We start from the raw sequence: 24787 nt of genomic DNA, 5'->3' as shown, positions 1-24787 counted from the left end.
CTGATCACTTCTCGTTGCGGATCTGCTGTTCGATCCTTCCCAGGATCGCCGCGCAGTCCGGCCCACTCTTGGTCACCGTCAGTTGAGTTCCCTTGCTTTCCTTGGCATATGCCTCGGTGACGGCCGGAGAATGGAAGACATCGACGAGTTTCTGATAGGTGGGGTTGTCCTTCTCCTCGGCGCGCGCCACGATGACGTTGATGTAAGGCTCGGCGCCTGGACTTGTCGGATCGTCCGCGTACAGCGCACTCTTCGGATCGATATCCGACTGCGCCAAATAGGTGTTGTTGATGACGGCACCGTCAATCGACTTCAGCGACAACGGCGTCTGAGCCGCGTCGACAAGTGCCACCGTGACCCTCGAGGCCCCCTTGTCGATATCGGCGGCACTCGGTGTCGCACGTCCACCCTTGAGGGCGATGAGTCCGGCCGCTTTCAGCACAAACAGGGCGCGGGCCTGATTCGGCGGATCGTTGGGGATCGCTATCTGCCCGCCCTGAGGGATATCGGCGAGTGCCCGGTGCTTTTGCGAATACAGACCAAGCGGCACCACATAGGTGGCGCCCACCGGTGCAAGCGTTGCATTACTGGCGACGTTGTATTCACCCAGGAAACGAAGATGCTGAAATAAATTTACATCGATCTGTTTTTGCGTCAGTGCCACGTTCGGCTGGCCATAGTCCGTGAAGTTAGTGGTGACGAGTTTGATTCCCGCCTTCCCTGCCTCGTCGACGAAGACGTCCCACGAGTCCTTCCCCGCCTCAGTTGTCCCGATACGCACGATGTTTCCACCGCCTCCATCGCTACCAGAGCACGCGGCACCTCCCATGACTGTCGCGAGTGCGGCAAGAAAAATAGCGATGCGCTTCATGTCAGCCTTTCAAATTCAGCGTGATCACAATGGTTGACATTGTGCAATATCTGAAGGCTCAGCAAATTGTAATATGGCCCCAGAACGGCGCCACAATATCAGAAGGAAAAGCGCAATGCGCCCAACCTGCAGACCGTGAAAACGAGTAGGCGAAACCTACGAAGCCGCGGGGACCGCCGACGGGACAGGCGGGGCAGGCAGTTCCGGACCACCGTTACCAGGCCCGGCGGCCGGCATCTGCGCCACCAATTGCGACTGCATCTGAGCCGATATCGCCGACCACGACATGGCGGCGGGCCTCCCGCCCCAGCGCAACGAATAGATACCTACCAACAGCGCCTGGCCGGGTTGGGTGATCGTGTACACCGGTCCGCCTGAATCACCGTGCTGCCCACCGACATCCGTCATGGTGAACCAACCGTTGTTGATCGCGTCGACCTTGCCGCAGGTCTCGCCGGACACCGATCCCATCAGACATACCGGCAGGCCTGGCTCGGGACCCGCATTCTGCGCCATCCGCAGCGCCAGACCATTGGGCAAGTTGCTGCTCAGCTCCACACCAGGTGCGAAAGCCATGCCCTCATAGTCCGAGACGACATCGCCGGGGCCGATCGCACCACCGGTGGGCAGGTTCCGGCTCATCAACAGCACCTCGCCGACGCGATTGCCTGCCAGATCGACAATCGATCCGGTGGCATTGCAGTGACCTGCCGTCAGGCCGATCCGAGATACCGGATCGACATAGCCAAGAGTGCACCGACTGTCCCCCTGAACAATCGACATGCCCGGGAAAGCGACAATCTTGGGAGCAGTTTCAGAGACTGGATCGGCGGCCGAAAGCGCAGGTGAAGCAACAAGAACGCCGGCAACCGCGGCGACAGCGGACACACCACATGCCAGTGCTCTGCTCACGTTTTTCACAACAACCAGCCCTCGGTTGACAATCCCGCCCTGCAAACGAGCATGGCGGCGGATTGCTGGAGTGTCAATTTCATCGCCAGCAACGTCGAGGTGTCACGAGCCTCCCCGGTGTCGCGCTCAGCCTCTACGATCGGACTCATGCGCAACCGCATCCGCCTCGCTCTGATTCCTGTCGCAGTCGCCGCCATCGCATTGGCCGGCTGCTCCAAGACCGACAAGGCCGACCCCAATCTGCCCGAGGCCGCCACGCTACTCAGCGAATCGGCGGCCACCACCAAGACACAGACCAGCACGCACATCGTGCTCAAGGTCACCGGCGACAAGCCCACGCTCAAGCTCTCCGACCTCACCGGCGACCTGACCACCACACCCGCCGTGGCCGCCAAGGGCACCGCCAAGACCGGCGGACTGGAGCTGCCGTTCGTCGTCGTGGACGGCGAGCTGTTCGCCCAGCTCGGCACCGCTTACACCAGCATGGGGCCCGTCAAGGACATCTACGACATCGGGCTGATCCTCGACCCGAACAAGGGCCTGGCCAACCTGCTGTCGAATATCACCAACGCCAAGTCGGAGAAGACCGAGACCATCGACGGTGTCGACTCCGTTCTGGTGAGTGGAACGATGAGCAAGGACGCGCTGAACACCTTCGCCGGCTCCAAGCTCACCGCCGACATTCCCGCGAAGGCTTGGATCGCCAAGGACGGCAACCACGCGCTGACCAAGATCAGCGTCGACACCTCCCCGGGCAACACCATCGAGATGTCGCTGTCCGACTGGGGTAAGCCGGTCACTGTCGACAAGCCCGCCTCGTGACGGCCACAGCCCAGGACACCGCACTCCCGCTGCGGCATCGCAGCATCGCAATAGGCGCCGGAAGCCTGGCGGTGCTGTTGGGCGCCCTCGACACGTACGTCGTGGTCAGCGTCATCACCGACATCATGACCACCGTCGGTATCGCGCTCAACAACATCCAGCAGGTCACCCCGATCGTCACGGGCTATCTGCTCGGGTACATCGCCGCGATGCCGCTACTCGGACAGGCCTCCGACCGATTCGGTCGACGACTCATCCTGCAACTGGCACTGGCCGGCTTCGCGATAGGTTCCGTCGTCACCGCCATGTCCACCGATCTGACGATGCTGGTCACCGGCCGCGTCATCCAAGGTGTGGCCAGCGGCGCGCTGCTTCCGGTCACCCTGGCCCTGGGTGCCGATCTGTGGTCGCAACGCAACCGTGCGACCGTTCTCGGTGGCATTGGTGCCGCGCAGGAGCTCGGCAGCGTGCTGGGCCCGCTCTACGGCGTGCTGTGCGTATGGCTGTTCGGTTCATGGACCGCGATCTTCTGGGTCAACGTGCCGCTGGCGATCATCGCCATCGTGTTGGTGCAGTTCAGTGTTCCGGCACATCAACACGACCCGAATCGTCCGAAGGTCGACGTCGTCGGTGGCGCGCTGCTGGCCGTCGCGCTGGCTCTGCTGGTCGTCGGGCTGTACAGCCCCGACCCCAAGGTCTCCGCGCTGCCCGAATGGGCGTTGCCGGTCCTGATCGGATCCGGCGTCGCATTCGCGACGTTCATCCTGTGGGAATCGCGGGCCACGACCCGGCTGATCAAACCCGAAGGCGTTCGGTTCGGGCCGTTCTTCGCGGCCTTGGGCGCATCCCTGGCGGCCGGCGCGGCCCTGATGGTGACACTGGTCAACATCGAGCTCCTCGGGCAGGGCGTGCTGCAGATGGACAAGGCCGACGCGGTCTTCTTGTTGTCCAGGTTCCTCGTCGCACTGCCGATCGGCGCGGTCATCGGCGGCTGGTTGGCCACCCGATTCGGCGACCGGATCATCGCGGTGATCGGCTTGCTCATCGCCGCGTTCGGGTACTACCTGATCTCCGGCTGGCCCGTCGACGTGTTGTCGGCCGTGCACAACTTCGGTTTCTTCACGCTGCCGCGGTTGGACACGGACCTGGTGGTCGCCGGTGTGGGTCTGGGCCTGGTGATCGGCCCGCTGTCCTCGGCAGCGCTACGCGTGGTGCCCGCTGCCCAGCACGGCATCGCCTCGGCACTTGTGGTGGTGGCCCGAATGACGGGAATGCTCATCGGCATGGCCGCGCTCGGCGGCTGGGGCATTCACCGCTTCTACCAGAACTTCGACGCACTGGCCGCCAAGGAGCCCAAGCCGGAAGGCAAGCCGAATCTCTTTGTGCTGCAACAGCAGCTCCTGGACCGGAGCATCCACGCCTACAGCCAGATGTACAGCGAGATGTTCGCCATCACGGCAGTCGTCTGTGTGGTCGCCGCGGTCATCGCGATATTTATTGGTTCACACCGCAAGGCGGGGAACGAGGCTCAGTAGCACGTCGGGCCCCATCCGCTCGATCTGGTCGTACTCCCAGTGCAACGCGCGTGAGAGGGTGGTGACGCCAACGTCCTCCACAGCGGGGACGTTGCCACCCAACAGCATCGGGGCAAGGTAGGCCAGAATCCGGTCCACCAGGCCGGCGCGCAGGAAGGCCCCCGCCAGTGTGGGTCCGCCCTCCAGGATGATGTCGGTGCGGTCCGCCAGGGCCGCGAGCACCTCGGCCGGATCGTGCGTCCGGATCACCATCGTGTGCGAATCGTCGTTCAAAACCTTTGCGTCCATGGACACTTCGCGCATACCAACCACGACGCGCAGTGGCTGATGCGCCACCAGCTCGTTATCGGGGGTGCGCGCGGTGAGCTGCGGGTCGTCGGCGAAGACGGTGCCGGTGCCCACCAGAATGGCATCGGCGAAGGCTCTCCGCCGATGCACGTCGGCCCGCGACTGCTCGCTGGTGATCCATTGGCTGGTGCCGTCATTGGCGGCACTGCGACCGTCGACACTGGCGCCATACTTCCAGGTGACATGGGGACGTCCGGTGCGTTGTTTGTACAGCCACTCTCGCAGCGGCCCCGCCGACACCCGGTCGGCGGCGAGACCGTCGATGACGTCAACACCCAGCGCGCGTAGCCGCTCGGCTCCCCCGGCGGCCTGCGGATTCGGGTCAGCCACCGCGTAGACGACACGCGAAACACCTGCCGCGACAAGTGCATCCACGCATGGGCCGGTTCTGCCCTGGTGGTTGCACGGCTCCAGGGTGACAATGGCGGTGCCGCCCCGCGCATTGGCGCCGGCCGCCGCCAATGCGACCACCTCGGCATGCTCCTGACCTGGCGGACGAGTGCCACCCACGCCGACGACCGCTCCCGCCGCATCCAGGATGACTGCGCCCACAGGCGGATTCGGATAGGTACTGCCCTTGACCTCCTCGGCAGCCCTGATCGCCAGATCCATGGCGACATCGAGGTCGATCGGGTTGCTCATATCAACGAGCCAAATGTGCTGCGGCCCTGGCGGCCTGCTCACGCAGCGCCCGCACCGCCGCTTCGGGGTCCTGTGCCCCGTAGACCGCGGAACCGGCCACGAAACAGTCGACGCCCGCCTCCGCTGCCTGCTCGATCGTGTCGGCGTTGATGCCGCCGTCGATCTCCACCAGCACGGTCAGCTCACCAGAATCGACGAGCTTGCGCACCGTGCGCACCTTGTCCAGCACACCTGCGATAAACGACTGTCCGCCGAATCCGGGCTCGACCGACATCACCAACAGCGTGTCAAAGTCCTTGAGTACCTCGAGATATGGCTCCAGCGGCGTACCCGGCTTGATGCTCAGGCCCGCCTTGGCTCCCGCGGCCCGAATGTCGCGGGCGACGGCGACAGGATTCTCGGTGGCCTCGGCATGGAACGTCACGTTGTGTGCCCCCGCCTCGGCGTATCCGGGTGCCCAACGATCCGGGTTGTCGATCATCAGGTGGCAATCGATGGGGATATCGGTCGCGGCCAGCAGGCTGTCGACAACAGGAAGGCCGAGCGTCAGGTTCGGGACGAAATGCCCGTCCATCACGTCCACGTGCAACCAGTCGGCTCCGGCCACGGCCGCCATCTCGTCGGCGAGACGCGCGAAATCAGCGGACAGGATCGACGGGGCAATCATGGGAGCGCGAAGAGACATGTCGTTCAGCTTATGTGCCGCTTTATGCGTGTTTGCGCAGCAGGGCGGTGAACATCGCGTCAGTACCGTGCCGGTGCGGCCACAGCTGCACCGCATCCGTGTCGCCCAGCCCGTCCACACCGGGGAACACCGCGCGAGCATCCTCGGCAGTCACCGCATGACGTCGCACCGCATCCGAGACCACCCCGACCGTCTCCGCCAGGTGCGGCGAGCAGGTGCTGTACACGATGATGCCGCCCGGCCGAGTCAATTCGATGGCACTGGAGAGCAATTCACGCTGCAGTTTCACCAGTGCCGGGATGTCACCCGGCTGCCGGCGCCAGCGAGCCTCCGGACGACGGCGCAGCGCTCCGAGCCCCGTGCACGGCGCGTCGACCAGCACACGATCGAAGGACGCCGACGGCAGCCCGCTCTCGCGCCCGTCGACGGTGAGCACGGTCACCGGCAAGGATTTCGCGGCCGTGGCCACCAACTGGGCCCGATGGGCAGCGACCTCGACCGCCGTGACATGAGCACCACGCTCGGCTGCCAGCGCCCCCAGCAGTGCGGTTTTGCCGCCCGGCCCGGCGCATAGATCGAGCCACTGCTCGTCGGCGCCATCCAGCGGAGCCAACGCGGTCGCGCGGGCGACCAGCTGACTACCTTCGTCCTGTACCTGCGCCAGGCCGTCGCGGACCGACTCCAGCCGGCCCGGGTTGCCACCGGGCAGGTACACCGCATAGGGCGAGTAGCGACCGACGGTGCCGCCCACCTCTTCGGCCAGCGTTGCCGCGTCGATATGACCCGGACGTGCGGCGAGGTGAACCACGGGGCGCTCGTCGTCACTGGCGAGCACGTCGGCGAGCTCCGAGCCTGCCGGTCCGAGCGCATCGGAGAAGGCCTGCGCAATCCACCGGGGGTGAGCCGTCGCAAAGGCAAGCCGTCCGATCCGATCGGATTCCGGCGGGGACAACTCGTCCACCCATCCCGACTCATCGCGTCGGGAGATGGTCCGCAACACCGCATTCACGAAACCCGCTCTACCCTGGTCAAATTCGACGGCAACCGCGTCCACGGTGGTCGATAGGGCGGCATGGGGCTCCACACGGGTCCGCAACAACTGATAGGCACCCAGTCGCAGCGGGTCGCGCAGACCCTCGTCAACCTGATCGATCGGGCGATCCGCCGCCGACGCGATCACCGCATCGAGAAGCCCACGGGCCCTACATGTTCCATAGGTGAGCTCGGTGGCAAAGGCGGCATCACGCCCGGTGATACCGCGTTCACGCAGCAGTGCGGGCAATGCCAGATTGGCATACGCATCGTGCCGAGACACCGCACGCAGGACGTCGAGCGCGGCCTGGCGCGGCGGGTCGAGTTTGTTGCGCGCACGCTCCGGCGAGCGTGAATCCTGGCGAGGACCCTGACGCGAATCCGGATTGGGCCGTCGGCGCGGCGGACGTGTGCTCATAGTGCGTGAACCTCCGAGTCCAGTCGCGCGCCGCGCGCCCAATCGGCGGCGTTCATCAATTTCTTGCCCTGGGGCTGTACCTCATTGAGTGCGATCGCGACGGTTCCGGTGCCCACCAACACGTCACGTTTGCGGACCGCAACCGCGCCGGGCGGCAATTGCTCATCGGCCTCGATCCCGACCGGTCCAACCTTGACCCGTGTCTCGCCAATCGTGGTCCAGGCTCCCGGCTCGGGCGTCATGGCCCGTATATGGCGATCAATCGCGTGTGCGGGCAGCTCCCAGCGGATGCGTGCCTGCTCCACCGTGATTTTCGGCGCGGTACTCACGCCGTCAGCGGCTTGCGGCACGGCCACCAACGCCCCTTCCTCGATCCCGTCCATCGTCGATTCGAGCAATCCCGCACCGGACTCGGCCAGCCTGCCCAACAACGCACCGGCGGTGTCAGCCGGCAAGATTCGCTCGGTCACCACCCCGTACACGGGCCCACTGTCCAGCGCGGGCTCAATGAGAAATGTTGTGGCGCCTGTGATCTCATCGCCAGCGGCGATAGAAGCTTGTACCGGAGCCGCCCCACGCCAGGCGGGAAGCAACGAGAAATGCAGATTTACCCAGCCGTGCCTGGGCACTGCCAGCAGCTCCGGTTTGAGCAAGGCCCCGTAGGCCACGACGGCGCAGCAATCGACATCGAGTTCCGCTAAATCGCCGACGAACGCGGGATCGTTGGGGCGCGCCGGGGTGAGCACCGGGAGTCCGTGTTCGCGCGCCAGCTCCGCCACCGGCGAAGCCGCCGATGCCCGCCCCCTGCCCGCGCGAGCGTCGGGTCGGGTCAGCACCGCGACCACCTCATGACGAGACGCCAACAGCCTCTCTAGCGACGGCAACGCCGGGGCCGGAGTACCGGCGAACACTATGCGCACCGCGCCAGTCTAGGAAGGATGCACCGCGCACATCGAATCCCGCTCGGACCGGCGCGGCCCGGACGGGGCACTGGCTTCGCCAAGGATAGCGGGAAGAAGTCTGGATACATCCGATACCATAATCTCGATGGCTACCAGAGGACGAGGCCGGCCGAGTGGCGCTCCTTACGATCGCAAACTGCGCACCGAGGAGTTACTTGACGCTGCGGAACGGGCGATTCGCAACAGCGGCGGGGCCGTCTCCATCGCGGAGGTGGCCAGGGAGGCCGGGTTCGCCAGGTCGGCGTGTTACGCCATATTCCCCACCAAGGCCGACCTACTGCGCTCGTTGAGTCGGCGCCATGCCGACCGATTGATTTCCGGCGCGTGGCAGCACAGCATGGTCGGCACCACACGCGACCAGATCCGGGCCTTTTCCGCTCTGGTGATCGACTGGATCAGCGCGGAGCCGGAGCTGTACATCGCCCTCGACCGCGATCTCACTGCGCAGGAACAGCTCGACCACGGAGTCTTCGACCTCATCGCTCAAGTAACAGAGGAGCATTTGCACGCCCAGTTTCCTGGCGACGAGATGATCCCGTTGGCACCCATCTGGTCGCGCCTCGCGGTCGGCGGCGTATTGATGACCATCAACTGGTGGAGCGCGGCACGCACCATGACTCGCGACGACCTCATCGGCTACATCGTCGACACCTTCGCCGAAGGCATCGGCGACCGATCTCGACTTGCCGCCGCAAACACCTGAAATTCGCCGGGTCACCCCACGTGCAGTGGATCGATCTGAATCCGGACGGGCTCGGCGTCGCGCCGCGCGCTCAGCGTTGCGACGCCCCGGCGCAAAGCCGCCGCCAATTCCAGCCCCGCGGTGCGTTCGACTCGGACCAGGATGCGCACCACCTCGACACCATCGGATATTCCGGCCGGGCGGCGCGCTCCCATCGGAAGGTCGACGGGTCCCAGTAGCTCGGCCCCCACGGGAAGATCAGCGGTCTCGATGAGTGCGGCCACCGCGGCAGAAGGCCCGTCGATGGCGGCGATGTGCACCTGCGGCGGCAGCCCGACTTCGGCGCGTGCCGCCAGTTCAGCGGCGGCATGTCCCACCGGATCCCACCGGATCAGCGACTGCACCGTGGGCAGGGTGGCATCGGCAACCACCACCACGGTTCCGCCCTCCTCACGCCCGCGCACCAGCGCGGCGGCCGCCATCCACTTGCGCAAGGTGTCCTCCGCGGCGCGTAGGTCCTGACGGCCCAGCAGGGCCCACGCGTCCAACAGCAATGCCGCGCCATACCCGTTGGGCGTCAACGGTTCTGCACCCGGCGTGCACACCACCAAGGTGGGCGGACCGGTGACCGTGGCATGTACCTCGCCGCCGCCGGACGTCACCACCGGAACACCCGGTAGCGCCCTACCCAGCTCCTCGGCCGTCCGGCGCGCACCCACCACCACGGCGCGCACCGAGGTAGAGCCGCAGCGGGCGCACCGCAGGTCCGCGTCGACCCGTCCGCACCACCGGCAGCTGGGGCTCACGACGTTCGAAGCCCCACCCGGTCCCTCCAGCGCCAGCGGTCCGGTGCAATGCCGACAGCGGGCGACAGTCCGGCATTTTGTGCAGGCCAGCGCGGGCACGTACCCACGGCGTGGCACCTGCACCAACACCGAGTGCCCCCGCTTGAGCGCGTCCCGGGCCGCCGTGAGTGCCACCATCGGCAGGCGTGCCGAGCGTGCCGCAGGATCGCGTTCCTGCGCATACCCGCTGTCATCGAGAGCGCTGATACGCGCGGATGCCTTCCGCACCGCGGACCGGGCGGCGACCAGGTCATGCGCCCAGCCGCTCTCGACGAGCGCCTGCGACTCTGCGGTGCGCGCGTATCCTCCGATGACCGCGGCGCAGCGCAGCTGATGTGCGCGCAGCATCGCCACATCCCGGGCATGTGGATAAGGAGACCGAGGTTCGGCGAGATTGTCGTCGCCGTCGTCCCACACCATCACCAATCCCACATCGGCCACCGGCGCGAACACCGCGGCCCTGGTACCGATCACCACGGTTGCCGCACCGCGCAGGACCGCCAACCACCGGCGGTACCGCTCGGCGGGTCCCAGCTCAGCCGAGAGTGCCACGACACGATGTGCACCAACATGTTTCACGCATTCGGCGGACAACGCATCGATATCTCGCTGGTCCGGGACGATCGCCAGCACTCCCCTGCCGGTGCTCGCCGTCGCCGCCGCGGCCTCGGCGAGTCGCGTGCACCAAGACTCGCCCGGCAGCGCCTGCCACACCGCACGCGCGGCACGGCCGTGCGATAGCGCCTCCAGGAACCGCTCGCCACGCTGATAGCGAGCCCAACCGGAGCCATCCAACGCCGGCGCCTCGAAGTCGTCGACGACCGCCGCACGGGTTTCCTTCTCGACGCGCGCGTGCCGGGGCGGGAGAGCCAGGCGCAGCACGTCCGCGCGGCTTCCCGCGTACCGCGCCGCCACCGCGTCAACGAGCCGGCGCACGTCCGGCGTGAGCACCTGGGTGGGCGATACGACACGATCCAGCCACCCGAGCTTGCCGGGGTGGTCACTTTCCGAACGGCGCTCCAGCAGGATGGCGTCCACCAGGCGGCCGTGGAACCGTACCCGCACGCGCACACCAGGCTGAGCATCGTCTGATTGCTCCACGGACACCAGATAGTCGAATTCGCGATCCAGATGGGGCACGGTGAGCAACGGCAGCACCCGAGCAACCGGCTCGTGTTCGGCCACCACCCGCGTCGCAGTCACCTGGTGGTTCTAGCAGACGCCCCTGACTTGCAGGTCGGCACCCGATACAGTGACGACATGACCGCCACCGAAACCGGCATCGACCCGATCATCATCAAGATTCTGGAAGCTGTTCCGATTCAACTCGTTTCGCCGGACGGACCGCAGGCATCCCGGGACGCGTATCGGGCGATCGCCACGGCGCGCCCGCCGTGGATCGAGGTGGCCAAGGTCGAAGACCGCACCATTCCGGGCCCCGCCGGCGAGATACCGGTCCGGATCTACTCCCCCGCCGAGGGCGGCGTACGTCCCGTCTTCGTGCTGATCCATGGCGGTGGCTGGGTCATCGGCGACCTGGATACCCACGACGCGGTGGCCCGTGCCGCAGCGGTACAGGCCGACGCCGTGGTGGTGTCGGTGGACTATCGATTGGCACCCGAGCACCCCTACCCCGCCGCCGTCGAGGACTGCTGGGCTGCGCTGCAGTGGGTGCATGAGCACGCTGCCGAGATCGGCGGCGACGCGAGCCGTCTTGCCGTGGGCGGTGATTCCGCGGGCGGAAACCTGTCGGCGGTCATGGCGCAACTGGCCCGCGACCACGGTATTGAGCTGGCCTTCCAGGTGCTGTGGTACCCGGCCACGACCTTCGACGTGACGCTACCGTCGATGGTCGAGAACGCCGAGGCACCCGTCCTGGATTTCAAGACCGTGGGTGCACTGAGCAAGTGGTACCTCGGGGACACCGATCCGACCACCGCGGGCCCGACGCTGGTCCCGGCCCGGGCGGAGAGCTTTGAGGGATTGGCTCCGGCATTCATCGGCACCGCACAGTTCGATCCGCTGCGCGATGACGGCGCCAAATACGCCGAGCTGTTGAGCGGCGCTGGTGTGCCGGTGCAGCTGCACAACGCGCCGACGATGATCCACGGCTACCTCGGGTACGCCGATATCGTGCCCGCCGCCACCGAGGAGCGCGATCTGTCGCTCTCGGCACTCAAGAAGGCGCTGCACGGCTAGCCCCGCGCCTACCGCGGCCCAGTGCGTACATCAGGGCGCCGCCCAGCACAGCACCCGCCGGCCATGAGAGTGCCGTCATGCTCTGGGCCCGCGGCAGGAGTGCGATAGCGATCGCTGCGGCACCGGAAATGCCCAGCGCGATCAATGCCGCCGGGTTGAAGCCCCGCGTGTAGAAGTACGCGCCGCCGGAGGATTCCGAGTACAAGTCGGTGGTATCGGTGTGCTGTCGGCGCAGCAGGTAATAGTCGACGACCAGAATCCCGAAGACTGGCCCCATCAAGGCACCCACACCGCCCAAGAAGTACACGATGGCGGCCTCGTTCCCCCAGATTTTCCAGGGCAGCACCGCGACCGACAGCAGCGCGGTGATGATGCCGCCGGTACGGAATGAGATGTATTTCGGTGCGACATTGGAGATGTCGTACGACGGCGAGACGAAGTTGAGCACCACGTTGATACCAACGGTGGCGATCGCGAAGAGAATTGCGGCGACCACGACGATGGCATCCGAGTCGATATCCGCGACCAGCGCCACCGGGTCGGTCATCGCACTGCCGTACTTCTTCAGCGCGGCAAGCGAAATGACGATCGAGATCACCACGAAGGCGGTCTCGTTGAACGGTATGCCCAAGGCGTTCCCCCGCAGAATCGCACGTCTACTCGGCGCGAATCTTGCGAAATCCGCGTAGTTCACCAGCGGGCCCGCCATGAAGGCAACCATCAGGAACACCACGCCGGTGAAGGCCAACACCGCGGAGCCGGCCGACAACGGCGCTCCGGCGCGGGCACCGAAGTCGATGCTCCAGCCCACACCGTCCAACATCCAGATCGCCAGGGCAATCATCCCGATCCAGACCACCGGGCCTGCCACATCCGATACCTTGCGCACCACCTCCATGCCGTAGTTCAGGATCACCAACTGCACGGTCCACAAGGAAAGGAACGCGGCCCATCCCAACGCATGTAGGCCCAGGAAGGTCGGTTCCGTCCAGGAGCGCAATCCCGGATCCAGTCGCAAGAGCAGCACGATGACCGCGGTGGACGCCAGGTAGGTCTGGATGCCGTACCAGAAAATGGCCACCAGCCCGCGCAGCAGCGCCGGGATGTTGGCGCCGAAGACCCCGAAGGTGGCGCGTGCGAAGACCGGGAAGGGCACTCCCACCCGTTGGCCCGCCACCCCGATCAGATTGCTACCCGCCCAGAGCACCAACACCCCAGTGAAAAGTGCCAGCAGGGTCTGCCATCCCGTCAGCCCCAGCGCCAGCATCCCCACGGCAAATCCGTAACTGCCCAGGCTGTGCGCCGAGGTCATCCACAGACAGAAGATGTCCCAGGTGCGCCAGGTGGCCTGTGCTGCCGTGGTGGGTGCCAGGTCCGCGTTGCTCAATCTGCCCGGCGTCTCCGCTGGGCCTTCGGCCTGCACCACCATCAGTCGCTCTTCGCCGTGATGTGTTGCGACAACGCGGGAATCACCGTTTCCCCGTAGACCCGCAGCGTCTCTTCCTTGTTGTCGTGCTGCAGGTATCCGGAGAACTGGTCCACCCCCAGCGCCTTGAGCTCGGACAGCTTGGCAATGTGATCGTCGGCGGTGCCCAGCACACAGAAGCGGTCCACGATGTCGTCACTGACGAATTCTGCGTGGGTGTTGCCCGCCCGACCGTGCTGGTTGTAGTCGTACCCCTCGCGACCGGCGATGTACTCGGTAAGAGATTGCGGGACTTGACCGTTCGCACCATACCTGCCCACGATATCGGCGACGTGGTTACCCACCATGCCGCCGAACCACCGGCATTGGTCGCGCATATGCGCCCAATCCGATCCCACGTACATGGGTGCTGCCACGCAGATCCGCACCTCGGCAGGGTCACGCCCGGCGGCGATGGCGGCCTCGCGCACCGCCCCGATCATCCAACGCGCGATATCGATATCGGCAAGCTGCAAGATGAAGCCGTCGGCGACCTGTCCGGTCAGAGCGAGGGCCTTGGGGCCATATGCGGCTACCCATACCTCGAGCTCGGAGCCCCGGCTCCACGGGAATTGCAGAGTGGCACCCCGATATTCGACGGCGCGCGAATTCGCGAGCTCCCGGATGACATGTATTGATTCACGCAACGTGGCCAGCGTGGTCGGCGCTCCACCCGTTACCCGGACCGCCGAATCGCCACGACCGATACCGCAGATGGTGCGGTTGCCGTACATGTCGTTCAAGGTCGCGTACAGCGATGCGGTCACAGTCCAATCCCGCGTCGCCGGATTGGTGACCATGGGGCCCACCACAATGCGCCGCGTTTCGTGCAGGATCTGGCTGTACAGCACATAGGGCTCTTGCCACAACAGGTGAGAATCAAATGTCCACAGATGACTGAAGCCATGAGCCTCGGCGAGTTTCGCCAGCTGCACCGTTCGTGCCGCCGGTGGATCACATTGCAGGACAACTCCGAAATCCATCCGTGGGGCCCTCTCCATCAACCGTCCTCAGATGAGGTATTGACACAGGTCGCGACGCAGGAACGCGCCGTCCCCCTTGCTGCCGAGATACTCGTCGCCGTCGACGATCACCTTTCCGCGGGACAGCACGGTGTCGACGTGCCCGTCGATCTCGTACCCTTCCCACGCCGAGTGGTCCATGTTCATGTGGTGGGTCTTGCCCAGGCCGATCGAGGTGTGCCCGTTGGGGTCGTAGACGACGATGTCCGCGTCCGCGCCCGGAGCGATCACCCCCTTACGCCCGTAGAGCCCAAACATCCGGGCCGGCGTGGTCGACGTGATCTCCACCCATCGCTCGACGGTGATCCGACCGTCCACCACTCCCTGATACAGCAGGTCCATCCGATGCTCGATCGATCCGATTCCGTTGGGAATCTTGGAGAAATCCCCGATGCCCATGTCCTTTTGCCCCTTCATACAAAACGGGCAGTGATCGGTCGACACCATCTGGATATCGTTGGTGCGCAATGCGCGCCACATTTCATCCTGATGATGCTCGCGTTTGGACCGCAGCGGTGTGGAGCACACCCACTGGGCGCCCTCGAATCCCGGCGCGCCCAGGTTGTCCTCCAGCGACAGATACAGGTATTGCGGGCAGGTCTCCCCGTACACATTCTGTCCGGCGTCACGTGCGGCGGCCAGTTGCGCGACAGCCTGTTTGGCCGAGACGTGCACGACGTACAACGGTGCGCCCGTCAGATTGGACAGCATGATGGCGCGGTGCGTGGCCTCCTCCTCCAGCTGCCAGGCTCGGGCGATGCCGTGGTAGTAAGGATCCGTCTTGCCCGCGGCAACCAGCTGGGCCACTAAAACGTCTATCGCAGGGCCATTCTCGGCGTGCATCATCGTCATCAGCCCGGTGTCGGCCCCCACCTGCATGGCCCGCAGTATCTGGGCGTCATCGCTGTAGAAGACCCCGGGGTACGCCATGAACATCTTGTAACTGGTGATGCCCTCGTCGGCCAGTCCCCGCAGCGCCGCCAGTGAGGCATCGTTGACATCGCCCACAATCTGGTGAAAGGAGTAGTCGACCGCACATTGGCCGGCCGCCATCTCATGCCAGGTCTGCAGCGAATCCTGCAGCCGCTCACCAAATTTTTGGACCGCGAAGTCGATGATGGTCGTGGTACCACCCCAGGCCGCGGCGCGCGTCCCCGTCTCGAAGTCATCGGATGCCGTGGTGCCGCCGAACGGCATCGACATGTGGGTGTGTGCGTCGATACCACCGGGAATGACGTACTTGCCGCCCGCCTCGATCACCGTGTCGACGGTTGTGGTCAGGTCCATCCCGAGCAGCGTGCTGCCGGGCAGAACGACCGCCGCGATCTTCTCACCGTCGACCAGGACGTCCGCGGCGCCGCGCCCGGTCGCCGACACCACGGTGCCGCCTCTGATCAAAGTCGTTGCCATGGCGGCCTCCTACGGCGCGACGATCGGGCCGTAGGTGTCAGGACGGCGGTCCCGGTAGAACTGCCAGTCATCCCGAACCTGGCGGACCAGAGACAGGTCCAGATCCCGTATCACGATCTCTTCGTCGCTCTCGGAAGCGATTTCACCGACATAGTTACCGTGCGGGTCCACGAAGTACGAACTGCCGTAGAACGTCACCGCCTGGTCGCCAAACTCGTCCGTTTCGCTACCTATCCGGTTGTTGGCCCCGACGAAATACTGGTTGGCCGCTGCGGCAGCGGGCTGCTCAAGTTCCCAAAGCCTATTGGACAGACCCGGTTTGGTAGCCGACGGATTGAAGACCAGTTCCGCTCCCCCGAGCCCGTAGTTGCGCCAGCCCTCCGGGAAATGCCGGTCGTAACAGATGTAGACGCCGATCTTGCCGACAGCGGTGTCGAACACAGGGTAGCCCAGATTGCCTGGCCGGAAATAGAACTTCTCCCAAAACCGATCGAGATGCGGTATGTGGTGTTTGCGGTACTTACCCAGGTACGTGCCGTCGGAATCGACGACGGCGGCGGTGTTGTAGAGGACGCCGGGTTGCTCCTCCTCGTACACCGGTAACACCATCACCATGTGGTGTTGCCTGGCGAGCGCCGCGAACCGCTCCGTGACCGGGCCGGGCACGGGTTCGGCATAGCCGTAATACTTCTTGTCCTGCACGATGCCGAAGTACGGGCCGTAGAACAGTTCTTGGAAGCAGATCACCTGGGCGCCCTGGGACGCGGCCTCCGCGACGAAACGCTCGTGTTTGACGAGCATGGATTCCTTGTCGCCAGTCCAAGTCGCTTGCGTCAGTGCGGCTCTGATCACCGTCATTGACCGACTTTATGCGCACGGCGCTCCTCGCGCGCGCCAAACGGCACAACGGCCGGTCCCACCCCGACGACTGACCACGTGGCCCGACCCCCGCGAGCACATGGTAGAACACGTTACAGTTTTGCGGCCGGCATTCGGGCGGATCCGCCTACTCACGTAAAGGGAAAGTCATGCACTGGTACACCGGCAACACCGTTTACGACACCGTGCTGACGGCTGCCTTCGGCTTCGCGGCATTCGTGATCATCGGGGGCTTTTTCGCCCAGAGCTCGTACGGGCGTTTCTCCACCACAAAACTCGGGCTCAACCTGAATCCGAAGCTCGGTTGGTGGCTGATGGAAATCCCGGCGACCGTCGTGTTCTTGATCTGCTACCTGACTGGGCCCGCCCGCTTCGAGCCGGTGTCACTGGTGCTCGCCGGGATATGGATGCTGCATTATGCCAACCGCGGCTGGTTCTTCCCGCTCTCCATTCGTCAGGTGCCCGGCAAGCGCAGCACCTTCAACGTGTCGGTGGTCGTGATGGGCATGCTGGTGACATCGATGCACGGATACCTCAACGGGACTCTGTTCAGTCATGACTTTTTCGGGCAGTACGACAACGCGTGGCTGCACGACCCACGCTTCGTGGTGGGCCTGGTGCTCTACCTGTGCGGCTTCGCGCTACTACTCAGCTCCGAGTCGATCGTGCGCAATCTCCGCGACAAGAAGAACCCCGGCGGTGGCGAATCCGAGTACCGCATTCCGTTCGGCGGCGGCTTCCGGTTCGTCACCAGCCCGGCGTATCTCGGCGAGCTCATCGCCTGGTCCGGCTTCGCGCTGCTTACCTGGGCACTGCCCGGTGTCGTCATCCTGCTGATCACCGCCGGCAACCTGATCCCCCGCGCGCTGGCCACACACCGCTGGTATCAGGAGAAGTTCGTCGACTACCCGGCCAACCGAAAAGCGCTGATTCCCGGCGTCCTCTAGGCGTCGAGCACACGCAAAAGCCCCCGAACACTCAGCGGTGTCGGGGGCTTTTACGTGTGCTGGACAGAAAGGGCTAGATGGCAGCCTTGAGGGCGTCGACGCGATTGGTCTGTTCCCAGGGCAGCTCGATATCGGTGCGGCCAAAGTGGCCGTATGCCGCCGTCTGCGCGTAGATCGGACGCAGCAGGTCCAGGTCGCGGATGATCGCGCCCGGACGCAGATCGAACACCTCGTTGATGGCCTTCTCGATCTTGACCTGGTCAACGGTGGCGGTGCCGAACGTGTCGACGAACAGACCCACCGGGGCCGCCTTACCGATGGCATAGGCGACCTGCACCTCTGCGCGCTCAGCGAGTCCGGCCGCGACAACATTCTTGGCAACCCAGCGCATCGCGTAGGCGGCCGAGCGGTCCACCTTTGACGGGTCCTTGCCGGAGAAGGCGCCGCCGCCGTGGCGGGCCCAGCCGCCATAGGTGTCGACGATGATCTTGCGACCGGTCAATCCGGCGTCACCCATCGGACCGCCGAGCACGAACTTGCCCGTCGGGTTGACCAGCAGCCGGTAGTCGGAGATGTCCAGGTCGTCCTGGTTCAACTCGTCAAGCACCACCTGGACCACCTTCTCGCGGATATCCGGAGTCAGCAGGTTGTCCAGGTCGATGTCCGCGGCGTGCTGCGTGGACAGTACGACGGTGTCGAGGCGCACCGCCTTGTCGCCGTCGTACTCGATGGTGACCTGAGTCTTACCGTCGGGACGCAGGTACGGGAGCAGGCCCTCCTTGCGCACCTCGGTGAGGCGGCGGGACAGCCGGTGCGCCAGCGCGATGGGCAGCGGCATCAGCTCGGGGGTGTCGTTGATCGCGTAGCCGAACATCAGGCCCTGGTCGCCGGCGCCCTGGGCGTCCAGCGGATCCGCGGCACCCTCGACTCGCGCCTCGTGGGCCGTGTCCACACCCTGCGCGATATCGGGCGACTGCGCACCGATGGCGATGTTCACGCCACAGGAGTTGCCGTCGAAGCCCTTCGAGGAGGAGTCGTAGCCGATCTCCAGCACCCGCTCGCGGACGATATGTGGGATGTCGACGTACGCGGAGGTGGTCACCTCACCCGCGACGTGGACCTGGCCGGTGGTCACCAACGTCTCCACCGCCACCCGGGACTTCGGGTCCTGCGCGAGCATGGCATCCAGGATCGAGTCACTGATGGCATCACAGATCTTGTCCGGATGTCCCTCGGTAACCGATTCACTGGTGAAAAGCCGTCCAGCTGAGCTCACAGCGCAGCCCCTTTCAGATCCTTTTAAGGTCGTTTTGATACCTAATCATTATGGCCGACGAACCAAGATCGGGGCCATGCCCGGTTGTCAGTTTCTCTGACAAAGCCCGGCAACGGCATCCACAATACGGCTTGCCATCAGAACTTTGGTGCCGTGTTCGAGGACGACTTCGGTGACCTCGCCGCCGGCCTGAGCCGAGAGCAGCCAACCGTCATTGCTGTCCACTTCGAAGGCCCGCCCCTCGCCAACCGCGTTGACTACCAAGAGATCACAGCCCTTGCGCTGCAACTTCGCGCGAGCATGGAACAGCACATCCCCATTCGCGTCGCCGGTTTCGGCGGCAAATCCGACAATTGCCCGCATCCTGGGCAGCTGCCCGTCTGCGCGCGCACGGACCACACCGGCCAATACATCGGCGTTGCGCAGCAATTCGATAGGAGCGTCGACAGGGTTTTCACCGTCGGCGCCGTGGCTCTTTTTGATCTTGCTGGTCGCAACATGGGCGGGACGGAAATCTGCCACCGCCGCCGCCATGATCAGCGCCTCCGCCGCGGGAGCGTGTTTGGTGACCGAGTCCTGCAATTGCGCCGCGGAGCTGATGTGCACCACCTCGACCCCAGCGGGATCGGGCAGCCCCACGGTATGCCCCGCGATGAGCGTGACCTCGGCGCCGCGCTGCGCGGCGACCCGGGCAATCGCGTATCCCTGCTTGCCTGAACTGCGGTTTCCGATGAAACGGACGGGGTCCAGGGGCTCCCGGGTACCACCGGCAGTCACCAGGACGCGCACCCCGGCCAGATCATGCGGCAGCGCGTCGGCGCGAGCCAGCAGCAGTTGGGCCAGGGTGGTGATCTCCTCGGCCTCGGGAAGACGCCCCGGACCGGTGTCGGCGCCGGTAAGTCGACCCGATGCGGGCTCTAAGACAACGGCGCCATGGCTCCGCAATGTCGCGACATTCTGCTGCGTCGCCGGGTGCAGCCACATCTCGGTATGCATCGCGGGGGCGAACAAGACCGGACAACGCGCGGTCAACAGCGTCGCGGTCAGCAGATCGTCCGCGCGGCCCGTGGCGGCGCGGGCCAGCAGATCCGCGGTGGCGGGCGCAACCACGACCAGGTCGGCGTCCTGCCCGAGACGCACATGCGGAACCTCGGGAACATCGTCGAACACCCCGGTGCGGGCCGGCTCACCCGACAGTGCTTCGAAGGTCGCGGCCCCCACGAACTGCAGGGCCGATTCGGTGGGAATGACCCGGACGTTGTGCCCAGCCTCGGCGAGCTGGCGCACCACGGTGCAGGCCTTGTAGGCGGCGATTCCCCCGCCCACTCCGACGATGATCCGCGACATAGCCCGGACCTCAGGCCCGATGCTCTTCGCGCCAGCCGCTCATCGCAGCGTCTACTCGCCTTCGGTGTGCTCGAGCAGGTCGCCGTGGATCTCGCGCAGCGCGATCGACAGCGGTTTCTCCTGCAGGCCAGGCTCGACCAGCGGTCCCACGTACTCAAGGATGCCGTCGCCCAACTGGTTGTAGTAGTCGTTGATCTGGCGGGCGCGCTTGGCTGCGTAGATCACCAGCGCGTACTTGCTCGATGCCCGGGCGAGTAGCTCGTCGATCGGCGGGTTGGTGATACCCAGCGGCGTGTCGAGAGCGGCGTCGTAGCTGTCGGTGCCCGGTTCGACGATGACGTCGGTCTGGGAGGTGCTCACTAAGAAATCTCCTGGATAGGTAGATGGCGCTGAATATGGCTGGCGCGGTATTGGCACTGCGTGTTGTACTGCGCTGCCGATTAACGTCCGACCAATAACGATACCAACTGTGCGCTGGCATTTTCCAACTGGTCATTGACGACGACGACATCAAAGTCGCTTTGAGCCGCCATCTCGACCTCGGCGGTTTCCAATCGCCGAGCGATCACGTCCTCCGATTCGGTGCCCCGACCGGTGAGCCGCTGTACCAGCGCCTCCCAGCTCGGCGGGGCCAGGAAGACCGTCAGGGCCTGCGGAAGTGCGGCCTTGATGGCACGCGCACCGGCCAGGTCGACCTCGATGAGGGTCGGGCGACCGGCCTCCATCGCCTCACGAACAGGTGCGGCGGGGGTTCCCGAGCGCTGCAGACCGCGGTGGATATCGGCCCATTCCAGCAGCGCACCGGTATCGATCAGCCGCTGGAACTCCTCGGCCGTGACGAAGTGATAGTCCACGCCGTCGACCTCACCTGGTCTAGGGGCCCTGGTGGTGGCGGAGACGCTGAAGAACAGGCCGTCAACGTCATCGCGTAGCCGGCGTACAACGGTGGATTTACCGACGGCGGAGGGGCCGGATAGGACTACTACCCGGCCCCTCGTCGAAGCTGTCATCTGGAGAAGATCAGGAGAAGTCGAACCGCTCCAGCAGCGCCTTGCGCTGACGGTCACCCAGGCCCCGCAGACGGCGGGTCGGAGCGATCTCCAGCTCGGTCATGATCTCCTGCGCCTTGACCTTGCCGACCTTGGGCAGGGCTTCCAACAGTGCGGAAACCTTCATCTTGCCCAGGACCTCGTCGGTCTCGGCGTCCTTGAGCACCTGCTTGAGATTGGTGCCGCCTTTCTTGAGCTTCTCCTTGAGCTCGGCCCGGGCGCGTCGGGCGGCAGCCGCCTTCGCCAACGCGGCGGCGCGCTGCTCGTCAGTCAACTGTGGAAGGGCCACGATTCCTCCGTCTCATACGAAACTCGTCGGTTTTTCTATACGGCTGGAAAACAACCAGCCAGCGACAGCGACCGTACCCACGCCAACCGACATATGTGAACCCCACCCCCCTCTTCTCGGTGAAAATCGCCTGCTAGAGGGGCCGCGAGCGATCCCGCCGAGCAACCATCACATCCGCGCGTTCCCACCCGGCATTTGCGCAGGTCGAGATTGAATAACGCTGTTGCACAACATATTTCATTCAGAGTTGACAACACCACCGATTCCTGTGCCGGAACCGGAGACAAGCAAACCGTGATTGCCGTGAGGGCAAACTGAAAATCTTGTGTGAATCTCGTGTTGCGCGTGTCGCGACCCGTCAACGTTCAGTTGAAGAGACGCAGGTGAGGGCACCGCAGACCGGGTGCCCGTGAAGTTGCTTAGCAAGGCGCACCAGTTGCTGGGTAGGGTGCGAAATATGGGTGACCTGCTGCGCCCATCACGTGATCGTGATCGGGTATTGGACGCCGTGAGGCTCGTGTCGCTGGCCACCGTGGTGGCCTACCACGTCCTCGCGGGTAGCCCCACCCTCGTCAAAGGCAAACCGGCGATGGCATCCAACTACAACGTGCATTGGCTGTTCTGGCTGATCCCGCTCATGCCACTGTTCTTCTTCGCGGGTGCAGCGGCAAATCTTCACTCCTGGGAGTCCGGCAGATCCTGGGGACAGTTCCTAATGGGACGGGCGACGCGGCTCTATCGCCCCGTGTTCTATTTCCTGGCGTTCGTCGCGCTGGTGACCACCTTGCTGCGCATCACCATGGGCAACTCCCCTCAGCTGCTGTACCTCGAGATGCGGCATATCGAACTGCTCTGGTACGTGGGGGCATACTTGCTGACATTGGCGTTCCTGCCGTGGCTGGCGCGCATCCGAACCGCAGGCCAACTCGGCTGGTTCGTTGCGGCAATGTGCCTGTTCACAGCCCTGATCGACACCGTCAGCCTCATCACCGACACCTGGGTGACTACCGGCTGGATCAACATGATCTTCATGTGGCTCATCCCCGCCGCGCTGGGCATCGCCTATCAGCGCAGGCTTGTCCCCCGCCGGGTCGCGTTGGCGTACGCAGCCGCCGCTCTGGCCGCCACCGTGGTGCTGGCCTCCCTCGGGCCGTATCCGTCGGGGCTGATCGCCAACATGCCGCCAACATTGCTGCTGGCCACCAGCGCGATCGTGGAATGCCTGGCGGTGATCGTGTGCGCGCCGGCCATCAATCGCTGGGCACAGGGCGCCAGGACCTGGCGGTTCCTCGAGCTGTGCAATAGCGGCAGCATGACGATCTACCTATGGCACTGGGTGGTCACGTTCCTGCTGTCTTACGGGATTTACCTGGCCTTTCGCATCGGGCTGGTGAGCCAACATGACGTTTGGTACTGGCCGGGAAACGTGCTGCGACTGACCATCGTGTGCGCCATCGTGGCGGTCTTCTTCGTCCCGCTGCGAGCCACCGAACGCCGGCCGCTGCCGTGGTGGGACCGCCCTGTCCCACTGATGAAGGGTGGGCGCGATATCGCGGTCGGCGCCCTGGTACTGATCGGCGCGGTGCTGACACTGATCTACACCCGGATCTACGTCATCGATCCACACTGGGGCGGATTCACCCCAATCGGCAGATGGATCGTGGCGGCCTCGCTCGTACCCTTGGTCGCGGCCCGATTCCTGTGTCGAAATCCGTTGTCCAGCAAGGCCGATAGTCGACCACCGGATCATTCCGCAGGCGTGGCGACTAAGCAGGCGGTGCCGGGATAGGCGGCTTGGGCTGGATCGGCGGCTGGTAGAAGTATGTCCAGGTCCCGTTCTGCGCGTCTCCGTCCGGAGCGGTGAGTGACCAGGTCACGGTGTAGACCCCAGACGGCAGTGTTGCGCTCGAAAGCCCTATGCCGACAACCGCATCGGTGGCTTGAGTGCTTCCCGTTGAATACGTCTTGCCGTCCGGGCCCGCGACGCTCACCGCGGGCTTGGTGGGCGCCTCGCTGAACACCATCTTCACCTCGGTGGGCGCGCTGGTGACCGTGGATCCCTGCGTCGGGGTCGTCGACACCACCGTCACGTGTGCCGATGCGGTCGGCACCCACACTCCGAGGGCGGCCGTAACCGTCACCGCCACCGTCAGTGACCGGGCGGGCATCTTCATCCTGACCTGCATGCTGGACCCACTTTCTGCCGGCTGGGTGCCGTGTCTCTGCAGCATTATGAGCGCACAGACCTGCGCGCGCAGCACGAGAATCGGCGACCGACCCGGGGCCGCTCAGTCGAGCAGGTAGGCGACGCTGTCGCGCAAGCGATCAACCTCGGCACGCAGCGCCGCGACATCCGGTCCGGCGCGCAGCACCTCGCGTGAGACCGCGGGCAGCAGCAGCGATCCCGGGGCACCGCCCAGGCCACGCAGATCCTCGGGCTTGCCACCCTGCGCGCCCAGCCCCGGAACAAGCACGGGGCCACCGATCGCCGCCAAATTCGGCGGATCGGTGACGGTCACGCCGACCACCACACCCACGGAACCCGGCCCGGCCTCCTGGGCGTTCAGCGCGGCCACCTGATCCACCATCGCCTGCGCGACGGTCAGTTCCCCGGCGCGTGCCCGCTGCACAGGAGGCGCTTCCGGGTTGGAGGTGGCAGCCAGGACGAAGACGCCACGCTCACGTTCGTGCGCGAGTTCCAGCAGCGGGGACAACGACCCGAACCCCAGGTACGGGGACGCGGTCACCGCATCGGAGCTCAACGGTGAATCACCTAGCCAGGCCTGCGCATAGGCGGCCATGGTCGAACCGATATCGCCGCGCTTGGCGTCGGCGAGCACCAGCACGCCCGCCTCGCGCAATCCCGCGATAGCCCGCTCAAGGACCGAATACCCTGCGGCGCCGTAGGTTTCAAAGAAAGCCACCTGCGGTTTGACGATCGCGACATCCGCGAAGGCCTCCACGCAAATATCGCTGAACCTGGCCAGGCCTGCGGCATCGGCATCGAATCCCCAGGAGCGCAACAGCTCCGGATGCGGATCAATGCCCACACACAGCGGACCGCGAGATGCGGCGGACGCCTGCAACCGTGCCCCGAACGTCACCGCAGTTCGACGCTCTTCACCCAAAGGGCTCATCGCCGCCGAACGC

At 65.1% G+C, this 24787-nt stretch carries 24 protein-coding genes; 6 read left to right on the top strand and 18 right to left on the bottom strand.

All coding sequences use genetic code 11. The features are described from left to right. Positions 1 to 4: 4 nt before the first annotated feature. Together BKG76_RS20535 and BKG76_RS20530 are read right to left on the bottom strand one after the other, a co-directional pair. Complete coding sequence (locus BKG76_RS20535) at positions 5 to 871, bottom strand: MetQ/NlpA family ABC transporter substrate-binding protein (RefSeq protein WP_070939554.1); 867 nt, start codon at positions 869 to 871, stop codon at positions 5 to 7. 156 nt (positions 872 to 1027) lie between these two features. Further along, positions 1028 to 1759 (bottom strand): Rv1815 family serine proteinase, encoded by a 732-nt coding sequence (locus BKG76_RS20530; RefSeq protein ID WP_070939553.1) that lies wholly within the window; start codon positions 1757 to 1759, stop codon positions 1028 to 1030. Between the two features lie 171 nt (positions 1760 to 1930). Between BKG76_RS20530 and BKG76_RS20525 the strand changes: the two genes are divergently transcribed. Both BKG76_RS20525 and BKG76_RS20520 read left to right on the top strand, forming a co-directional pair. After that, on the top strand, positions 1931 to 2605 hold the full coding sequence (locus BKG76_RS20525; RefSeq protein WP_070940024.1) for an LppX_LprAFG lipoprotein: 675 nt from the start codon (positions 1931 to 1933) through the stop codon (positions 2603 to 2605). Continuing rightward, positions 2602 to 4140, top strand: a complete 1539-nt coding sequence (locus tag BKG76_RS20520) for an MFS transporter (protein ID WP_070939552.1) — start codon at positions 2602 to 2604, stop codon at positions 4138 to 4140. The genes BKG76_RS20525 and BKG76_RS20520 overlap by 4 nt, the downstream gene beginning before the upstream one ends. Here BKG76_RS20520 and ribD read toward each other — a convergent pair. Genes ribD through fmt form a run of 4 tightly spaced genes read right to left on the bottom strand, consistent with a single transcriptional unit; the run spans position 4108 to position 8185 of the window. Continuing rightward, entirely contained in the window at positions 4108 to 5130 is a 1023-nt protein-coding gene (gene ribD / locus BKG76_RS20515) for a bifunctional diaminohydroxyphosphoribosylaminopyrimidine deaminase/5-amino-6-(5-phosphoribosylamino)uracil reductase RibD (protein ID WP_070939551.1), read from the bottom strand. The genes BKG76_RS20520 and ribD overlap by 33 nt on opposite strands. Before the next feature lies 1 nt (position 5131). After that, on the bottom strand, positions 5132 to 5797 hold the full coding sequence (gene rpe / locus BKG76_RS20510) for a ribulose-phosphate 3-epimerase (RefSeq protein WP_070939550.1): 666 nt from the start codon (positions 5795 to 5797) through the stop codon (positions 5132 to 5134). 40 nt (positions 5798 to 5837) lie between these two features. Continuing rightward, complete coding sequence (locus BKG76_RS20505; protein WP_070939549.1) at positions 5838 to 7265, bottom strand: RsmB/NOP family class I SAM-dependent RNA methyltransferase; 1428 nt, start codon at positions 7263 to 7265, stop codon at positions 5838 to 5840. Then, positions 7262 to 8185: a methionyl-tRNA formyltransferase gene (gene fmt, locus BKG76_RS20500; protein ID WP_083338152.1), complete on the bottom strand. Its 924-nt coding sequence runs from the start codon at positions 8183 to 8185 to the stop codon at positions 7262 to 7264. Before fmt ends, BKG76_RS20505 begins: the two co-directional genes overlap by 4 nt. 178 nt (positions 8186 to 8363) lie before the next feature. Here fmt and BKG76_RS20495 point away from each other — a divergent pair, with 178 nt between their 5' ends. Then, a complete protein-coding gene (locus BKG76_RS20495) occupies positions 8364 to 8930 on the top strand; it encodes a TetR/AcrR family transcriptional regulator (RefSeq protein ID WP_070940022.1) in 567 nt (188 codons plus the stop codon). Positions 8931 to 8941: 11 nt separating this feature from the next. Here the strand turns inward: BKG76_RS20495 and BKG76_RS20490 are convergent, their stop codons facing one another. Further along, entirely contained in the window at positions 8942 to 10957 is a 2016-nt protein-coding gene (locus BKG76_RS20490) for a primosomal protein N' (RefSeq protein ID WP_070939548.1), read from the bottom strand. A gap of 57 nt (positions 10958 to 11014) precedes the next feature. On the opposite strand from BKG76_RS20490, the gene BKG76_RS20485 reads away from it, so the two are divergent. Continuing rightward, on the top strand, positions 11015 to 11953 hold the full coding sequence (locus BKG76_RS20485; RefSeq protein WP_070940021.1) for an alpha/beta hydrolase: 939 nt from the start codon (positions 11015 to 11017) through the stop codon (positions 11951 to 11953). On the opposite strand, the gene BKG76_RS20480 is transcribed toward BKG76_RS20485, so the two are convergent. Genes BKG76_RS20480 through BKG76_RS20465 form a run of 4 tightly spaced genes read right to left on the bottom strand, consistent with a single transcriptional unit; the run spans position 11931 to position 16708 of the window. Next, the gene (locus tag BKG76_RS20480; protein ID WP_070939547.1) at positions 11931 to 13382 is read right to left on the bottom strand and encodes an NCS1 family nucleobase:cation symporter-1; all 1452 of its coding nucleotides are present in this window, start codon (positions 13380 to 13382) and stop codon (positions 11931 to 11933) included. The genes BKG76_RS20485 and BKG76_RS20480 overlap by 23 nt on opposite strands. Further along, entirely contained in the window at positions 13382 to 14401 is a 1020-nt protein-coding gene (locus BKG76_RS20475) for a TIGR03842 family LLM class F420-dependent oxidoreductase (RefSeq protein ID WP_070939546.1), read from the bottom strand. Before BKG76_RS20475 ends, BKG76_RS20480 begins: the two co-directional genes overlap by 1 nt. Positions 14402 to 14428: 27 nt before the next feature. Next, entirely contained in the window at positions 14429 to 15850 is a 1422-nt protein-coding gene (gene hydA / locus BKG76_RS20470; RefSeq protein ID WP_070939545.1) for a dihydropyrimidinase, read from the bottom strand. A 9-nt stretch (positions 15851 to 15859) separates the two neighbouring features. After that, positions 15860 to 16708 carry a nitrilase-related carbon-nitrogen hydrolase gene (locus tag BKG76_RS20465; RefSeq protein ID WP_070939544.1) on the bottom strand — a complete coding sequence of 283 codons (849 nt, stop codon included), beginning with the start codon at positions 16706 to 16708 and terminating at the stop codon, positions 15860 to 15862. Between the two features lie 170 nt (positions 16709 to 16878). On the opposite strand from BKG76_RS20465, the gene BKG76_RS20460 reads away from it, so the two are divergent. Then, positions 16879 to 17676, top strand: a complete 798-nt coding sequence (locus BKG76_RS20460) for a phosphatidylethanolamine N-methyltransferase family domain-containing protein (RefSeq protein ID WP_070939543.1) — start codon at positions 16879 to 16881, stop codon at positions 17674 to 17676. A 73-nt stretch (positions 17677 to 17749) separates the two neighbouring features. Here BKG76_RS20460 and metK read toward each other — a convergent pair whose 3' ends face one another. From metK to mihF, 5 genes are all read right to left on the bottom strand, one after another. Next, positions 17750 to 18952, bottom strand: coding sequence for a methionine adenosyltransferase (metK, locus tag BKG76_RS20455; RefSeq protein WP_070939542.1), 1203 nt, complete (start codon positions 18950 to 18952; stop codon positions 17750 to 17752). 87 nt (positions 18953 to 19039) lie between these two features. Further along, on the bottom strand, positions 19040 to 20299 hold the full coding sequence (coaBC, locus tag BKG76_RS20450) for a bifunctional phosphopantothenoylcysteine decarboxylase/phosphopantothenate--cysteine ligase CoaBC (protein ID WP_070939541.1): 1260 nt from the start codon (positions 20297 to 20299) through the stop codon (positions 19040 to 19042). A gap of 51 nt (positions 20300 to 20350) precedes the next feature. After that, entirely contained in the window at positions 20351 to 20659 is a 309-nt protein-coding gene (gene rpoZ, locus BKG76_RS20445) for a DNA-directed RNA polymerase subunit omega (protein ID WP_005057694.1), read from the bottom strand. 80 nt (positions 20660 to 20739) lie between these two features. Then, the gene (gene gmk / locus BKG76_RS20440) at positions 20740 to 21309 is read right to left on the bottom strand and encodes a guanylate kinase (RefSeq protein ID WP_070939540.1); all 570 of its coding nucleotides are present in this window, start codon (positions 21307 to 21309) and stop codon (positions 20740 to 20742) included. A 10-nt stretch (positions 21310 to 21319) separates the two neighbouring features. After that, a complete protein-coding gene (gene mihF, locus BKG76_RS20435) occupies positions 21320 to 21637 on the bottom strand; it encodes an integration host factor, actinobacterial type (protein ID WP_030093544.1) in 318 nt (105 codons plus the stop codon). A gap of 457 nt (positions 21638 to 22094) precedes the next feature. Between mihF and BKG76_RS20430 the strand changes: the two genes are divergently transcribed. Continuing rightward, on the top strand, positions 22095 to 23426 hold the full coding sequence (locus BKG76_RS20430) for an acyltransferase family protein (RefSeq protein WP_070939539.1): 1332 nt from the start codon (positions 22095 to 22097) through the stop codon (positions 23424 to 23426). Here BKG76_RS20430 and BKG76_RS20425 read toward each other — a convergent pair. After that, complete coding sequence (locus BKG76_RS20425; RefSeq protein WP_165611541.1) at positions 23404 to 23811, bottom strand: copper resistance CopC family protein; 408 nt, start codon at positions 23809 to 23811, stop codon at positions 23404 to 23406. The two genes, BKG76_RS20430 and BKG76_RS20425, sit on opposite strands and share 23 nt — an antisense overlap. Positions 23812 to 23925: 114 nt before the next feature. Then, positions 23926 to 24774 carry an orotidine-5'-phosphate decarboxylase gene (gene pyrF, locus BKG76_RS20420; RefSeq protein WP_070939537.1) on the bottom strand — a complete coding sequence of 283 codons (849 nt, stop codon included), beginning with the start codon at positions 24772 to 24774 and terminating at the stop codon, positions 23926 to 23928. Between the last annotated feature and the right edge of the window lie 13 nt (positions 24775 to 24787).

Source organism: Mycobacteroides franklinii, from assembly GCF_001853795.1.
In the GTDB taxonomy this organism is placed as follows: Bacteria; Actinomycetota; Actinomycetes; order Mycobacteriales; family Mycobacteriaceae; genus Mycobacterium; species Mycobacterium franklinii.
The sequence above is the reverse complement of the archived record's forward strand: the minus strand, read 5'-3'. Positions and strand labels throughout refer to the sequence as shown.